Source organism: Pseudomonas sp. M2(2023), assembly GCF_030263955.1.
Taxonomy (GTDB): Bacteria; Pseudomonadota; Gammaproteobacteria; order Pseudomonadales; family Pseudomonadaceae; genus Aquipseudomonas; species Aquipseudomonas asiatica.
This window is the reverse complement of record NZ_CP127114.1, coordinates 5240913-5256641: the sequence shown is the minus strand read 5'-3', so window position 1 is coordinate 5256641 and position 15729 is coordinate 5240913. Positions and strand designations below refer to the sequence as shown.

The 15729-nt window shown below is 63.2% G+C and carries 10 protein-coding genes; 3 read left to right on the top strand and 7 right to left on the bottom strand.

The window, feature by feature from the left end; translation table 11 throughout:
* The first annotated feature begins 4 nt into the window (after positions 1-4).
* Both QN085_RS24070 and QN085_RS24065 read left to right on the top strand, forming a co-directional pair.
* Positions 5-907 (top strand): LysR family transcriptional regulator, encoded by a 903-nt coding sequence (locus tag QN085_RS24070; protein WP_023660965.1) that lies wholly within the window; start codon positions 5-7, stop codon positions 905-907.
* A 79-nt stretch (positions 908-986) separates the two neighbouring features.
* Positions 987-1760, top strand: a complete 774-nt coding sequence (locus QN085_RS24065) for a ParA family protein (protein ID WP_013974594.1) — start codon at positions 987-989, stop codon at positions 1758-1760.
* Here the strand turns inward: QN085_RS24065 and trxC are convergent.
* The 7 genes from trxC to betI all read right to left on the bottom strand — a co-directional run bounded on the left by trxC (position 1757) and on the right by betI (position 13224).
* Entirely contained in the window at positions 1757-2191 is a 435-nt protein-coding gene (gene trxC / locus QN085_RS24060; RefSeq protein WP_013974593.1) for a thioredoxin TrxC, read from the bottom strand. The genes QN085_RS24065 and trxC overlap by 4 nt on opposite strands.
* A 69-nt stretch (positions 2192-2260) precedes the next feature.
* The gene (gene selO, locus QN085_RS24055) at positions 2261-3721 is read right to left on the bottom strand and encodes a protein adenylyltransferase SelO (RefSeq protein WP_023660966.1); all 1461 of its coding nucleotides are present in this window, start codon (positions 3719-3721) and stop codon (positions 2261-2263) included.
* Between the two features lie 180 nt (positions 3722-3901).
* Positions 3902-7237 (bottom strand): mechanosensitive channel MscK, encoded by a 3336-nt coding sequence (gene mscK / locus QN085_RS24050; protein ID WP_013974591.1) that lies wholly within the window; start codon positions 7235-7237, stop codon positions 3902-3904.
* Positions 7238-7272: 35 nt separating this feature from the next.
* Complete coding sequence (locus QN085_RS24045) at positions 7273-9015, bottom strand: potassium/proton antiporter (protein WP_013974590.1); 1743 nt, start codon at positions 9013-9015, stop codon at positions 7273-7275.
* Positions 9016-9279: 264 nt separating this feature from the next.
* Positions 9280-10977 (bottom strand): choline dehydrogenase, encoded by a 1698-nt coding sequence (betA, locus tag QN085_RS24040; RefSeq protein WP_013974589.1) that lies wholly within the window; start codon positions 10975-10977, stop codon positions 9280-9282.
* 78 nt (positions 10978-11055) lie between these two features.
* Entirely contained in the window at positions 11056-12528 is a 1473-nt protein-coding gene (gene betB, locus QN085_RS24035) for a betaine-aldehyde dehydrogenase (RefSeq protein ID WP_013974588.1), read from the bottom strand.
* A gap of 39 nt (positions 12529-12567) precedes the next feature.
* Positions 12568-13224: a transcriptional regulator BetI gene (gene betI, locus QN085_RS24030; RefSeq protein WP_003259891.1), complete on the bottom strand. Its 657-nt coding sequence runs from the start codon at positions 13222-13224 to the stop codon at positions 12568-12570.
* Between the two features lie 533 nt (positions 13225-13757).
* Between betI and QN085_RS24025 the strand changes: the two genes are divergently transcribed.
* Complete coding sequence (locus QN085_RS24025) at positions 13758-15704, top strand: BCCT family transporter (protein WP_230684671.1); 1947 nt, start codon at positions 13758-13760, stop codon at positions 15702-15704.
* The last annotated feature ends 25 nt before the right edge of the window (positions 15705-15729 follow it).

The following is a 15729-nucleotide window of genomic DNA, read 5'->3' as shown; positions in this document are numbered from 1 at the left end:
GATCATGGAACTGCGCCATTTGCGTTACTTCATCGCCGTGGCCGAAGAGCTGCATTTTGGCCGCGCTGCCCAGCAACTGGGTATTTCGCAGCCGCCCTTGAGCCAGCAGATCCAAGCGCTGGAGCAGGAACTGGGTGCCCGGCTGTTCGAGCGCACCAACCGTCGGGTGGAGCTGAGCGAGGCGGGTCGATTGTTCCTCGAGGAGGCCCGTCAGGTGTTGGCGCAGGTGGAAAAGGCTGCCGATGTCGCCCGGCGTGCGCAGTTGGGGGAGCTGGGGGAGATGAAGATCGGCTTTACCTCCTCGGCACCGTTCACCTCGAAGATCCCCAAGGCCATCCACGCGTTTCGCCAGCGCTTCCCGGCGGTGCACCTGAACCTCAAGGAAATGAGCAGCCGCGATGTGGCGGAAGGGGTGTTCGACGAGTCCATCGAGGTCGGGCTGATGCGGCCGATGCCGCTGCCGGAAGGGCTGATGGCCACCGAGTTGTTTCGCGAGCCGCTGGTGGCAGTGATCAATGCCTCGCATCCGTTGGCCGAAGGCACGGAGCATGGCGTGCAAATGGCCGCGCTGGCTCATGAGCCGTTCGTGTTCTTCCCGCGCAGCTATGGCAGCGGGTTGCACGCACAGTTGCTGAGCCTGGCGCGCCAGGCGGGTTTCAGCCCGCATTTTGCCCAGGAGGCGGGGGAGGCGATGACCATCATCGGGCTGGTATCGGCAGGGCTTGGGGTATCGGTGCTGCCGGCGTCGTTCCAGCGCATGCGCATCGAGGGGGTGGTCTATCGTACGCTGCTGGATGAAGGGGCGATGTCGGCTGTGTGGCTGGTGCAGCGCGAGCATGGTGGGTCGGCGATGGCACGGGCATTTGCCGAGTTGCTCACGGGGCAGGTGGTTGGCGGGGCAGTGTAGTTGTTCCGGGCAAATGGCACTGGTCATTGCCGCAGCGGCGCCACATACTCGGGCATTCGTTGATACACGGAGGTCAATCATGCGGCGCGTGGTGTTCAATCAGAAAGGTGGTGTGGGCAAGTCGAGCATCGCTTGCAACCTGGCGGCTGTGAGCGCCAGCGAAGGTTATCGGACCCTGCTGATCGACCTGGATGCCCAGGCCAACTCGACCCAGTACCTGACTGGCCTGACCGGCGACGATATCCCCATGGGCATCGCCGACTTCTTCAAGCAAAGCCTGTCCAGCGGGCCGTTCAGCAAGAAGAACCAGGTCGATATCTACGAAACCCCGTTCGACAACCTCCATGTGGTCACCGCCACGGCCGAGCTGGCCGATCTGCAGCCGAAGCTTGAGGCGAAGCACAAGATCAACAAGCTGCGTAAGTTGCTCGACGAACTGGACGAGGACTACGAGCGCATTTACATCGATACCCCGCCAGCGCTGAACTTCTATGCGGTTTCCGCACTGATCGCCGCCGATCGCGTGCTGATTCCTTTCGACTGCGACAGCTTCTCGCGCCAGGCCCTGTATGGCCTGCTGGCTGAGATCGAAGAGCTCAAGGATGACCACAACGAAGACCTGGTGGTCGAAGGCATCGTGGTCAACCAGTTCCAGTCCCGTGCCAGCCTGCCACAGCAGATGCTCGACGAGCTGCTGGCCGAAGGGCTCCCGGTGCTACCGGTGTACCTGGGCAGCTCGGTGAAGATGCGTGAGTCGCACCATGCCAGCCTTCCGCTGATTCACCTAGAGCCCAGGCACAAGCTGACCCAGCAGTTTGTCGAGTTGCATTCGCTGCTCGAAGAGAACGCTTAAACCCCCTGGCTACGCAACCACTCCAGCAATGACTGGAGTGGAAACGCCCCGGCCTGACGGCTGACTTCACGGCCATTCTTGAACAGCAGCAGGCTGGGGATAGAGCGGATGCCCAGTTGCCCGGCCAGGTTGCGGTTGGCTTCGCTGTCGAGCTTGGCCAGGCGGCAGCGGCCGGCCAGTTGGCGGGCGGCCTGTTCGAAGGTGGGGGCGAAGGATTTGCACGGGCCGCACCAGTCGGCCCAGATGTCGACCAGCAGTGGCAGGTCGCCTTTGATCTGGCTGGCGTAGCTGGCTTCGGTGAGTTCGAAGGGGGTGCTCAGCAGCACGTCCTGTTTGCAGCGGCCGCATTTCGGCGCGTCGCCCAGGCGCTCGGCGGGCAGGCGGTTGAGGCCGTTACAGTGGGGGCAGGGGATAACCAGTGGTTCGGACATATCAATTCCTTGTGTTGTTTGTTCGGGCCCTATCGCCGGCAAGCCAGCTCCCACAGGGTTCGGAGTTGGTCAGGAGGAGCAGCTGATTTCCAGGTGCTTGCCCCATTCCGGCGGGCGTTCGGCATAGCCCTGCATCCCGGCCTGCTCCTCGAACGGTTTGCTCAACACCTGATGCAGCTGTCGCACTTCACTGTAGTCCCCCGCTTCGGCCGCTTCGATAGCTTTCTGTGCCAGGTAGTTGCGCAGCACATACAGCGGGTTCACCGCATGCATGCGCTCACGCCGCCCTTCGACATTATCCGCTTCGCGCTCGCAACGGGCCAGGTAGTCCGCCCCCCAGGCATCGAAACCGGCCAGGTCGATGAAGTCGTCACGCACCACCTTCAGCGCCTCGGCCACGGGCTGATCGCCCAGCTTGCGGAAGAACAGGTTGTAGTCCACACCACCGCTCTGCATGCGCTGCAACAGGCGCTCGACCAACGCCATGTCGTCCTCTTCCGCGGTGGTCAGGCCCAGGCGGCGGCGCATCAGGTCCAGGTAGTGTGCCTGGTACAGCGGCAGGAACAGGCCCAGCGCCTCTTTGAGCGGTTCGACTTCGATCACCGTGGTCAGCGCCTGGGCCAGCGCACTGAGGTTCCAGTGGGCGATCGGTACCTGGTTGGCGTAGCTGTAGCGGCCACGGTCGTCGGAGTGGTTGCAGATGAAGTTGGCGTCGAAGTCGTCGAGGAAGGCATACGGGCCGAAGTCGAAGGTGATGCCGAGGATCGACATGTTGTCAGTGTTCATCACCCCGTGGCAGAAACCGTAGGCCTGCCAACGGGCGATCAGCTCGGCATTGCGCTCGACGATGGTGCGGAACATGGCCAGATAAGGCTGCTCGGCATCGCGGCATTCGGGGTAGTGCTGCTCCAGCACGTGGTCGATCAGCACGCGCTGCTGTTCCGGCTGCCTGGTGTAGTAGAAGTATTCGAAATGCCCGAAACGCACATGGCTCTGCGCCAGGCGGGTGAGCATGGCCGCGCTTTCGCGGGTTTCGCGCCAAACCGGGGTGCTCGAGCCGATCACGCACAGTGCCCGGCTGCTGGGAATGCCCAGGGCGTGCAGGGCCTCGGAGGCGAGGAACTCGCGGATCGAGGAACGCAGCACGGCGCGGCCGTCGCCCATGCGCGAGTAGGGCGTCTGGCCGGCGCCCTTGAGGTGCAGGTCCCAGTGCTCGCCCTGGTCATTCAGCACTTCGGCCAGCAGCAGGCCGCGGCCATCACCCAGGCGTGGGTTGTAGGAGCCGAACTGATGGCCGGAATAGACCATCGCCCGCGGGTCGGCCTCTTCCCATAGCTTGTGGCCGCTGAACAGCTCGGCGAAAACCGGCAGGTCTGCCTGGGCTGGGTCGAGGTCGAGCAGCGCCATGGCCGACTCGCTCGCTACCACCAGGCGTGGGTCTGCGATGGGTTCGGGCAGGACCTGGGTGGAGAACGCGTCGCCCAGGCGGGCGAAGCGATTGTCGAAGGTGAGTTGGTCGAGGGCTTTCACGGGGCCGGCTCCAGAAATTGATGGACTGGGGCCGCTTTGCGGCCCTTCGCGGGCAAGCCCGCTCCCACAGGTATTGCGCAGTGCCTGAGAGCGGCGCGGCCCTTGTGGGAGCAGGCGCGTCCGCGAACGAGGGCGAAGCCCTCGCAGGGATTCTGCACAGAATAAAGTATTAGAGCCCACTCAGGCCGAAGCAGTGCCATCCGGTTTCGGCTGCTCCACCGGAATCAGCTGCTGTTTACCGCCCTTCGGATCCATCAGAAACACCTCGACCTGGCGCACCGAGATCTTGATGTTGTGCGCCTTGAACTCGCGGTTGATGTAGCGGTTGATCTCGTCCAGCGTCGGGTTGCGGTCGCCCAGGTCGCGTACGTGCATGCGCAGCTCGTGGTCCAGCGAGCTCTCGCCGAAGTTGAGGAAGTACACGATCGGCTCCGGGTCCTTGAGCACGCGTGGGTTTTCGTGGGCACCCTTGAGCAGCAGGTCGCGCACCAGGTCCAGGTCCGAGCCATAGTCGATGCCCAGCTTCAGCGTTACCCGGGTGACCGTGTCGGTCAGCGACCAGTTGATCAGCTGGCCGGTGATGAAGGTCTTGTTGGGGACGATGATGTCCTTGCGGTCGAAGTCGGTGATGGTGGTGGCGCGGATGCGGATCTTGCTCACCGTGCCCGACAGGTTGCCGATGGTGATGGTGTCGCCAATCCGTACCGGGCGCTCGAACAGGATCATGATGCCGGAGATGAAGTTGGCGAAGATCTCCTGCATGCCGAAGCCCAGGCCCACCGACAGCGCGGCCACCAGCCATTGCAGCTTGTCCCAGCTGACCCCAAGGGTCGACAGGGTGCTGACGATACCGACGCCGACGATGACATAGGACAGCAAGGTTGTAGTGGCATACGCACTGCCCTGGGCCAGGTTGAGCCGCGACAGCACCAGGACTTCGAGCAGGCCGGGCAAGTTCCGTGCGAGGGCGAAGGTGATGCCGATGATGACCAGCGCACCGAGGAAGTCGCCCAGGCTGATCGGCACCATGCTGGCGGTGGCTCCGGTGCCGCTGGAGTACTCGTACAGGGTGAAATTGTTGAGGTAGGCGAACACCGAAATCAGGTCCGACCACACCCAGTACAGGCCGGCGATGAAGCCGCCGAGCAGGGCCAGGCGGATCAGGCGCAGCGACTGCTGGTTGACCTGTTCGATATCCAGCGTTGGTTCTTCGGTGATGACTTCGCCATCCAGCCCTTCCTTGGCCGCCGCCCGCTTGCTCAGCGCGCGCTGGTAGGCCAGGCGCCGTGCCGCCACCGACAGGCCACGCACGAACGCGGCTTCGATCACCAGCCAGAACAGCAGCAGGTACAGGGTGTAGATCAGCCGGTCGGTAAGTTTCAGCGCGGTGTAGTAGTAGCCGAAGCACACGGCCACGAACAGGGCGATGGGCAGGGCGGTGAAGGCCACGCCCACGGCCTTGCGGAACAGCGAGGTGTCGCGGTGTGCCGGGCTGCTGAGCAGCAGGCGGCTGAGCAGCCAGGCCATCAGTGCGTAGCAGGTCAGTACCACGCCGATACCCAGCACATCATCGGCCAGCGCCGAAGGCTGATGTTCGGCCACCGCCACCACACCGACCAGTGCCAGTACCACGGTGCCCAGGCGCCGCACCCAGCCGCGCAGGAACTCGACCTGCGGCTTGTGCCAGCGGAAGTGGATTTCCGCCACGCCGCCCGGGGCGAGGATGCGGTAGGCGGTGTAGAACACCAGCCAGGCCTGGGCCAGTTGCCAGAGGGCGGCGCCGAGGTTGGCATTCTGCCCGCGGGCGTCGATCTGCAGGGCGTAGCTGCACAGGGCCAGGCCCAGGCTGACCGGCATTGCCAGCAGGATGTTGATGAAGATCGCCTGGGGCGTGTGCCACTGGCTGTCACGGCGGAAGTGGCCGATGTCCTGGTGCACCTTGCCCAGCCGTTGGTACAGGTATTTGCGCCGCCACAGCAGGCCGCCGATCACCAACAGCAAGGGCAGGAACAGCAGCGGGCGCTGGCCCAGCCCATCGGCCAGTTCCTTGAGGCCCGAACCCCAGGGCAGGCTGGCTACCTGGTCGGCAAAGCGTGCCGGCACCAGGCTCAGCCATTCCCAGTCCAGTGGCTTGTTGCTGGGAATCCAGAACATCTGCTCTTCGAGCGTGGTGCGCAAGCCCTGGGCGGTGCCGAGCAGCTGCTTCTGGTTGAGCTGCAAGGTGATCGATTCGTTGAGCAGTGCCGACAGCTCCCGGCTGAGGCGTTCGAGCAGGTCGACGCGGGTAATCATCACCTCCAGCAGCGCCTTGCGCAGCTGAGGGGTAACCTGCTCCTGTGGCTGGCCAAGCAGCAGGTTGTCGACGTACGCGGCGGGGCTGCTCATCTGCTCGCGTTGCTGGTTCACCTCGAACTGGTAAAGACGGATATCGGCGATCTGGTCAGCCAGGTCGCGGTCCACTTTCAGGTGCGGCAGGGCCTGTTTCTGCTTGTAGAGGATCTTGGACAGCAGCAGGCTGCCCTTGAGCACGCTGATCTGTTCATCGAGGGCCTGGTCGGCCTGGGTCAGGCTGTCTAGCTGCTGCTTGCTGCGCAGGTTCTGCTGGGTCAGCTCGTTGAGGCGGTCGGTGCTCTTGAGCAGGTAGTCGGACAGTTTCAGGTTGGCAGCGCTTTCGTTGGCCAGCAGGGTGCTGCCGCCGGCTTTCTGCGCTTCGATCGATTGCTGGGTGACCGCCTGCTGCGACTGGGCCAGGCGCTTTTCGTTGATCAGCGATTGCAGGTCCTGGATTTCCTGCTCCATTCGTGTGGCGCGCTCGATCAGCAGGTCGTGACGGGCATTGCCCAGGTCCTGCAGCAGGCCGTTGCCGGCCAGTTCCTGGCGACGCAACGAGGTCAGGGCATTGAGCGACGCCAGCTCGGCATTGAGCTTGTTGCGTTGGTCGCTGTTGAGTGGCTTGCCGTTCTCCTTGCCGCTCTTGAGGCTGAGGTTGATCTGCTGGGTACGTGTCTGGTTGTTGCTGATTTCTGCCTGAGCCCGCTCTGGGCGGGTCTGCGAGTTGATGATCAGGCTGTTGGCATCCGACAGTGCCTTTTGCAGTTCGCCTTGTTGCGTACTGCGCTCGCTGAGCATCTGCTCCAGCTGTGGCACGTTCAGGGTGGCGTAGCGTTGGGCCACCGGCAGTGGCTTGCTGGCCTTGAGCTTGATCAGCTCGCGCTGGCTGTCGGCGGTTTCCTTGGGCGCGCCAGCCAATTGCTGCTTGAGTGCCTCAAGCTTCTTTTCGCTGTCTTCCTTGCTGAGCAGCAGTGCCAGGGTCTGTTCCAGCACCTGTTGCTGGGCCTTCTGCTCCGGTGTCTGTTGCGCAGCCTTGGGGTCGGCCTCGGCACCCTTGGGCTGGGAAATCTTGTTCAGGCTGCTCTGGATGCTAGTCGTGGTGGGAAGCTCGGCCGCGCCAGCGGCGAACGAGAGAGACAGGCACAGCCCGAACAGGGCTGTGCGGAGGTACACGCGCAGGGACATAGGCAGACTACTTGTGGATCCGGCAGAAACGAAGTTTAGAGGAACAATCCTGGTCCGGGTCGCGTTCCTTCGGGGAATCTGACGCCTACTTTCTGAATCTTGTTCCCGTCCATGGTGGCCACGGTCCAGATCGTGCCATGCCATTCGACCTGGTCACCTACTACTGGAGCGCCTCCGACCTTTTGTCGGATGAACTGGGCCAGTGGCATTTTCGCGTCCAGGCCGTCGAGTTTCAGACCGTACAACGCTGCCACCGCACCCAGTTCGGCATCGCCTTCGAGCACGAAGTCGCCGAAGAAACGCAGGTCGAGGCCACGTTGTGGTGCCTGGCTGAACAGCTTGCCCAGGGCCGGCAGGTTGTGCTCGTGGCCGATCACGCAGAGCATGTCGCCTACTTCCAGTACCGTACTGCCGGACGGGTGCAGCAGTTGCTCGCCCCGGAACAGCGCGGCGATTCGCGTGCCTTCGGGCATCTTCAGCTCGCGCAGGGCGGCGCCGATGCACCATTTTTCGGCACCCAGGCGGTAGACGAACATTTCCCACTCGCTGGTGATGTGCACTTCCAGCGCCGAACGGGAGATCGGCGCCGGGTCTGGCGGTACCGTCACTTTCAGCAGCTTGGCCATCCACGGCAGGCTGGTGCCTTGCACCAGCAGCGACACCAGCACGATGAAGAAGGCCAGGTTGAAGAACAGCTGGGCGTCCGGCAGGCCGGCCATCAGCGGGAACACCGCGAGGATGATCGGAACCGCACCGCGCAGGCCGACCCAGGAAATGAAGGCTTTTTCACGGCCGTGGAAGGCCTTGAACGGCAACAGGCTGGCGACCACCGACAGCGGGCGCGCCACCAGGATCATCCACAGCGCCAGGCCCAGCGCCGGCAGGGCGATGGGCAGCAGGTCGTGGGGCGTGACCAGCAGCCCCAGCACCAGGAACATGCCGATCTGCGCCAGCCACGCCATGCCGTCGAGCATGTGCAGGATGCCGTGGCGGCTGCGGATGGGCTTGTTGCCCAGCACCAGGCCGCACAGGTACACGGCAAGGAATCCGCTGCCGTGCAGGGCGTTGGTCAGCGAGAACACCACCAGGCCGCCGGCGATCACCAGGATGGGGTACAGGCCGCCAGCCAGCTTGATGCGGTTGACCAGTTGCAGCATCAGCCAGCCGCCGCCCAGGCCCACCAGCCCGCCGATGCCGAATTCGCGCAGCAGGTGGGTGAGCAGGCTCCAGTGCAGGCCGGTCTGGCCGCTGGCGATCATGTCGATCAGGGTGACGGTGAGGAAAACTGCCATCGGGTCGTTGCTACCCGACTCGATCTCCAGGGTGGCGGTGACCCGCTCGTTCAGGCCTTTGCCGCCGAGCAGCGAGAACACCGCCGCAGCGTCGGTGGAACCGACGATGGCGCCGATCAGCAGGCCCTGGATCAGGCTCAGGTCGAACAGCCAGGCGGCGACCAGGCCCGTGAGGGCGGTGGTGATCATTACGCCGATGGTGGCCAGCGACAGCGCCGGCCACAGCGCCACGCGGAAGCTCGCCACCCGTGTGCGCAGGCCACCGTCGAGCAGGATCACGGCCAGCGCCAGGTTGCCCACCAGGTAGGCGGTCGGATAGTTGTTGAAGATGATGCCGCCACCATCGACGCCGGCGATCATGCCGACCGCAAGGATGATGACCAGGATAGGGATGCCCAGGCGCGACGACAGCGAACTGACCAGGATACTTGCGCCCACCAGCAATGCGCCGATCAGGAACAGGCTGTTGATGGTGCTTGCATCCAAAGGCAGGTACTCCGGGGACCGCGGGGGAGGGGACTTGATAGCATGACGCTAGCAGGTCGCGTGCCAAATGATTCTAACCTGATGAATTGGCAGGCTGTAAAGCGTTTCTGCAGATGAAAAAAAGGCACCGCGGTGGGTGCCTTTTCGGGTGTTGCCTGGGCGGGCCCTTTCGCGGGTGAACCCGCTCCCACAGGTACTGCACAGTTTCAAAACCTGTGTGAGCCCTGTGGGAGCGGCTTTAGCCGCGAAGAGGCCGGTGCAGGCTTACGCCTGCTTGACCTCGCGCATCGGCTTGCCCTTCACCGGTGCATCGCCCGCCACGTAGTACTTGGCAGTGCTGCGCGGCAGCGGCTTGCGGCCACGGATCTTGTCCGAGATTTTCTCGGCGATCATGATCGTGGTGGCGTTGAGGTTACCGGTGATGATCAGCGGCATGATCGACGCATCGACCACACGCAGGCCCTTCATGCCATGCACGCGGCCTTCGCCGTCGACCACCGCCATGTCGTCGGTGCCCATCTTGCACGAGCAGGACGGGTGGAAGGCGGTTTCGGCGTGCTCGCGGATGAACTTGTCCAGCTCTTCATCGGTCTGCACGTGCGCGCCGGGGCTGATCTCACGGCCACGGTACGGGTCCAGTGCCGGCTGGGCCATGATTTCACGGGTCAGGCGGATGCCGTCACGGAATTCCTGCCAGTCCTGCTCGGTGGACATGTAGTTGAACAGAATGCTCGGGTGTTGGCGCGGGTCCTTCGACTTGGCCTGGATGCGGCCGCGGGCAGGCGAGCGCATGGAACCCATGTGTGCCTGGAAGCCGTGTTCCTTCACGCCATTGGAGCCGTTGTAGTTAATGGCCACTGGCAGGAAGTGATATTGAATGTTCGGCCATTTGAATTCAGGGCGGGTACGAATGAAACCACCGGCCTCGAACTGGTTGCTGGCGCCGATGCCGGTGCCGTTGAACATCCACTCGGCACCGATGGCCGGCTGGTTCCACCACAGCAACGATGGGTACAGCGACACCGGTTGGGTGCAGGCGTACTGCAGGTACAGCTCCAGGTGGTCCTGCAGGTTTTCGCCAACGCCTGGCAGATCGTGCACCACCGGGATGTCGAGGCTTTCCAGCAGGGCGCGCGGACCAACGCCGGAGCGCTGCAACAGCTGCGGCGAAGCGATGGCGCCGGAGCTGACGATGACTTCCTTGCGGGCACGGGCTTCAACGCGCTCTTCGCTGTCACCGACCAGGTAGGTCACGCCGATGGCGCGCTTGCCGTCGAACAGCACGCGGTCAGTCAGGGCGTGGGTGACGATGGTCAGGTTCGGGCGCTTCTTGGCCTGGTCCAGATAGCCGCGGGCGGTGCTGGAGCGGCGGCCGTTCTTGGTCACCGTACGGTCCATCGGGCCGAAGCCTTCCTGCTGGTAGCCATTCAGGTCTTCGGTGCGCGGGTAACCGGCCTGCACGCCGGCTTCGACCATGGCGTGGAACAGCGGGTTGTTGCCGGCTTTCGGCGTGGTCACGCTGACCGGGCCTTCGCCACCGTGGTAGTCGTTCGGGCCGATGTCGCGGGTTTCGGCCTTGCGGAAGTACGGCAGGCAGTCCAGATAGGTCCAGTCTTCCAGGCCTGGCAGTTCTGCCCAGCCATCGAAGTCCAGGGCATTACCGCGGATGTAGCACATGCCGTTGATCAGCGACGAGCCACCCAGGCCTTTGCCGCGACCGCATTCCATGCGGCGGCCGTCCATGTACGGCTCCGGATCGGTCTCGTAGGCCCAGTTGTAGCGGCGGCCCTGCAGCGGGAAGGCCAGGGCTGCTGGCATCTGGGTGCGGAAGTCGAAGCGGTAGTCGGGGCCACCGGCTTCCAGCAGCAATACGGTGACGCCTGCGTCTTCGGTCAGGCGGGTCGCCAGGGTGTTACCGGCCGAACCGGCACCGACGATGATGTAATCGAATTCTTGGGACATGAAAGTACCCTCGTGTTGGCGGTGTTCAGGGAGCAGGAACGCCCGTGCGCTGAGGCACGGGCGTGGCTGGACAGGGCCTTAGAAGACCGAGTTGTAGCCGCCCAGCTCGACCTGGACCGACTTGATGCGAGTGTATTGAGCCAGCGAGCTGACGCCGTTCTCACGGCCGACGCCCGACTGCTTGTAGCCACCGACCGGCATTTCGGCCGGCGATTCGCCCCAGGCGTTGATCCAGCAGATACCGGCTTCCAGCTTGTGGATGATGCGGTGGGCGCGGGTGATGTCGTTGGTGCAGACACCGGCGGCCAGGCCGTACTCGGTGTCGTTGGCACGACGGATAACTTCTTCTTCGGTTTCGTAGGTGAGGATGCTCATCACCGGGCCGAAGATCTCTTCCTTGACGATGGTCATGTCGTCGGTGCAGTCGGTGAACACGGTCGGGGCCACGAATGCACCCTTGGCGAAATCACCGGCGGTCAGACGCTCGCCACCGCACAGCACGCGGGCACCTTCTTCCTTGCCCTTGGCGATGTAGCCAAGCACGCTTTCCATGTGCTGGAAGCTGACCAGCGGGCCGAAGTTGGTGTTTTCGTCTTCCGGGTTGCCAGCGCGGATGCGGGCAACGCGTTCGACGATCTTGGCCTCGAAGGCAGTTTTCATTTCAGCCGGGATGAACACGCGGGTGCCGTTGGTGCAAACCTGGCCCGAGCTGTAGAAGTTGGCCATCATGGCGATGTCGGCGGCCTTGTCCAGGTCGGCGTCGGCGCAGATGATCAGTGGCGACTTGCCGCCCAGCTCCATGGTGACTTCCTTGAGCGACGAGCTCGAGGCGCTGGCCATGACCTTCTTGCCGGTGGTGGTGCCGCCGGTGAAGGAGACTTTTTCGATGCGTGGGTGTTCGGTCAGCCAGGTGCCGACTTCACGGCCGCTGCCGGTCAGGACGTTGAACACGCCGTTCGGCAAGCCGGCTTCGGTGTAGATCTCGGCCAGTTTCAGGGTGGTCAGCGAGGTGACTTCCGACGGCTTGAAGATCATCGCGTTGCCGGCGGCCAGGGCCGGAGCGGATTTCCACAGGGCGATCTGGATCGGGTAGTTCCAGGCGCCGATACCGGCGGTCACGCCCAGCGGCTCGCGGCGGGTGTAGACGAAGGACGATTCACGCAGCGGGATCTGCTCGCCTTCGATGGCCGGAACCAGGCCTGCGTAGTACTCCAGCACGTCGGCGCCGGTGACGATGTCGACGTAGCGGGTTTCCGAGTACGACTTGCCGGTGTCCAGAGTTTCCAGCATGGCCAGCTCGTCGTTGCGCTCGCGCAGGATCTCGACGGCGCGGCGCAGGATGCGCGAACGCTGCATGGCGGTCATCGCGGCCCAGACTTTCTGGCCACGCTCGGCGCTTTCGACGGCTTTCTCGACGTCAGCCTCGGTGGCACGTTGCACGTGGGCGAGGACTTCGCCGGTAGCCGGGTTGATGGCTTCGAAGGTGGCATCGCTGCCAGCGTCGACGTAAGCGCCATCAATGTAGAGTTTTTGCGTTCCGAAACGGGCCATAGTGTCCTCGCAAGTGCAGTGTGTGGTTTGGCTTGCGCGTCACGCTCCTGCTGGGTTGGCAAGGGCCGTGCGCGGTTGTTCAGCGGCCTGGTCGTTTGTACCCAGGGTGTGCTGTTTAGCCAGTTGTAGATCCATGTATTCGTAAGCAATCCGTATCGCCTGGTCGGTGTCGAATGCATCACCCGACAGGGCGCCACGCAGCCACAAGCCGTCGATCAAAGCTGCCAGGCCGCGGGCTGCCTTGCGCGCATGGTAGAGCGGCAGGGCGCGGCGGAACTGGCAGCACAGGTTGGAATACAAGCGGTGGTCGTTGATCCGCTGCAACCTGTGCAAATCGGGCTGGTGCATGCTGGAAGCCCAGAAGGCCAACCAGGTTTTCATCGCCGGGCCGTTTACCTGGCTGGCATCGAAGTTGCCCTCGATGATCACTTTCAGGTGGGCGCGCGGGCTGTCGTCCGTCAGGGCCTGGCGACGTGCTCTGACACCTTCGTTGAGCATGTTCATGATGTAACCCATCGTCGCTGCTATCAGGCCGTTCTTGTCCCGAAAGTAGTGACTGATGATGCCGTTCGACACACCGGCCAAACGGGCAATCAGCGCAATGCTGGCGTCACCCAGTCCGACCTGATCGACCGCCTGCAACGTGGCTTCGATCAACTGCTGGCGGCGGATGGGTTGCATACCGACCTTGGGCATCTTGCGTTCTCCTCAGGCCTGCGAGCAGACGACGGGCGGCTGACTCGGCGAAGGCCAGTCTATTTTGTTTTGATTGAACGTTCAATCAATAAAGAATAAGCTCTGCGACAATTTGTGCCATTGACAGTTTTTAAGGCGGTCGAGAAAGCACGGATTGACACCCCAGGAAATCGCGTAACCCCCTGAATACAAGGCGTTGACGGGCATGAGCGATGCGAAATGCAGATTCTGCCGTGCGGTCATGGACCCTGCGGCGGGCCCTTGGAGCGGGCGGGGTGATCTGTGACGAATGCGCGCACCTCAGCTGAGGCGTGGCATTTGCAGCAGGCCACCTGTCTGTTTTTTGCAACGTATCGATTCGGGATCACGGTTTCCAAGGGTGCTTTTATAACACCTGATGCAGTGGGGATATTCCACCAATTGCTCGGGAAAGACTGATTAGCCTCCACAGCCGCACTGCCCGGAGCATTCGTGCAATGAGTTCTGCCTCACTTACCAACCCTCCGGCCGAGAGGGTACGGGTCAACCGCGTGGTGTTCTTCACCTCCGCGCTGATGATTCTCGTTTTGACTGCCTTGCTTATCGCTGTACCCGAAACCGCCGGCCAAGTGCTGGGCGTAGCCCAGAAATGGCTGACGCGCACCTTCGGCTGGTATTACATGCTGGTAATCGGCGGTTACCTGCTGTTCGTCATCTACCTGGCCTTCTCCGACTACGGCAAGCTCAAGCTTGGCGGCAAGGATGACCAGCCCGACTTCAGCTATGGCGCCTGGGCCGGCATGCTGTTCTCCTCCGGTATCGGCATTTCGCTGTTGTACTTCGGCGCCTCCGAGCCGCTGGACCACTACTTCAACCCACCGGAAGGCACTTCTGCCAGCCTCGACGCAGCGCGCCAGGGCCTGCAGCTGACCTTCCTGCACTGGGGCCTGCATGGCTGGGCGATCTACGCCCTGGTCGGCCTGGCCGTGGGTTACTTCGCCTACCGCCACAACCAGCCGCTGGCGCTGCGCTCGGCGCTGTACCCGCTGGTGGGTGAGCGTTGGGTCAAGGGTGCTGCCGGCAATGCCGTGGACATCTTCGGCATGTTCGTCACACTTCTGGGCCTGGTGACCAACTTGGGCATCGGTTCGATGCAGGTGGCCTCCGGGCTGGAATACCTGTTCGGCATGGACCACAGCAAGACCAACCTGCTGGTGGTGATCCTGGTCATGGCCGGCGTTGCCACCGTGGCGGCGGTCTCGGGTGTGGAAAACGGCATTCGCCGCCTGTCCAACCTGAACATCGTGCTGTTCAGCGGCCTGTTGATCTTCGTCCTGCTGGGCGGCGAAACCTTGCACCTGCTCAACGGCTTCGTGCAGAACATCGGCGACTATCTCAACGGCATCGTGCTGAAAACCTTCGACCTCTATGTGTATGAAGGCGAAGCCGGCAAGTCCGAGCGCTGGCTGGGCCTGTGGACCGTGTTCTACTGGGCCTGGTGGATCTCCTGGGGCCCGTTCGTCGGCATGTTCATTGCCCGTATCTCCAAGGGCCGCACCGTGCGCCAACTGGTCAGCGGCGTGTTGCTGATCCCGCTGGGCTTCACCCTGGCCTGGCTGTCGATCTTCGGCAACACCGCGCTGGACCTGGTGATCAACCAGGGCGCCGTGGAACTCGGCAAGACCGCCCTGGAACAGCCGTCGATGTCGATCTACCAGCTGCTGGAATACTTCCCGGCGGCCAAGATCGTCATCGGTGTAGCGGTGTTCGTCGGCTTCGTGCTGTTCCTCACCCCGGCCGACTCCGGAGCGGTGATGATGGCCAACCTGTCGTGCAAAGGTGGCAAGGTTGACGAAGACGCCCCGCACTGGATGGTGGTGTTCTGGTCGGTGGTCATCACCCTGGTCACCATCGGCCTGCTGTTCGCCGGTAACTTCGAGGCCATGCAGACCATGGTGGTACTGGCGGGCCTGCCGTTCTCGGTGGTGCTGGTGCTGTTCATGTTCGGCCTGTACAAGGCCATGAAGCAGGACGTGGTGGTGGAGCAGGAGCGTGCCGAGCTGGCCGCACGTGGCCGTCGTGGCTTCAGCGAGCGCCTGACCCAGCTGGAACTGCAGCCGACCCAGGCCGTGGTGCAGCGTTTCATGGACAAGCAGGTCAGCCCGGCGCTGAAAGAAGCCGCCGCGCAGTTGCAGACCCTGGGCTTCGAGGTGGAAACCCGGGTTGGCCAGTCGCGCAACATGATGGGCCTGCGGGTGTTGATGGAAGAGGGCAACCCGTTCGTCTATGAAGTAAGCCTGGATGGCTACCTGGCCGCGCCGAGCGAAGCGCCGGTGGAAGGTGAGCCGGAAGTGCGCCAGCGCTTCTACCGCGCCGAGGTGTACCTGCACGATGGCAGCCAGGAGTACGACCTGATGGGCTTTGCGCCGGAGCAGATCGTGCGTGATGTGCTGGACCAGTTCGAAAGCCACCGCCAGTTGCTGGGGCGTGTGTACAGCTGATCGCTGCGTTGAGTGAGAAAGGCTC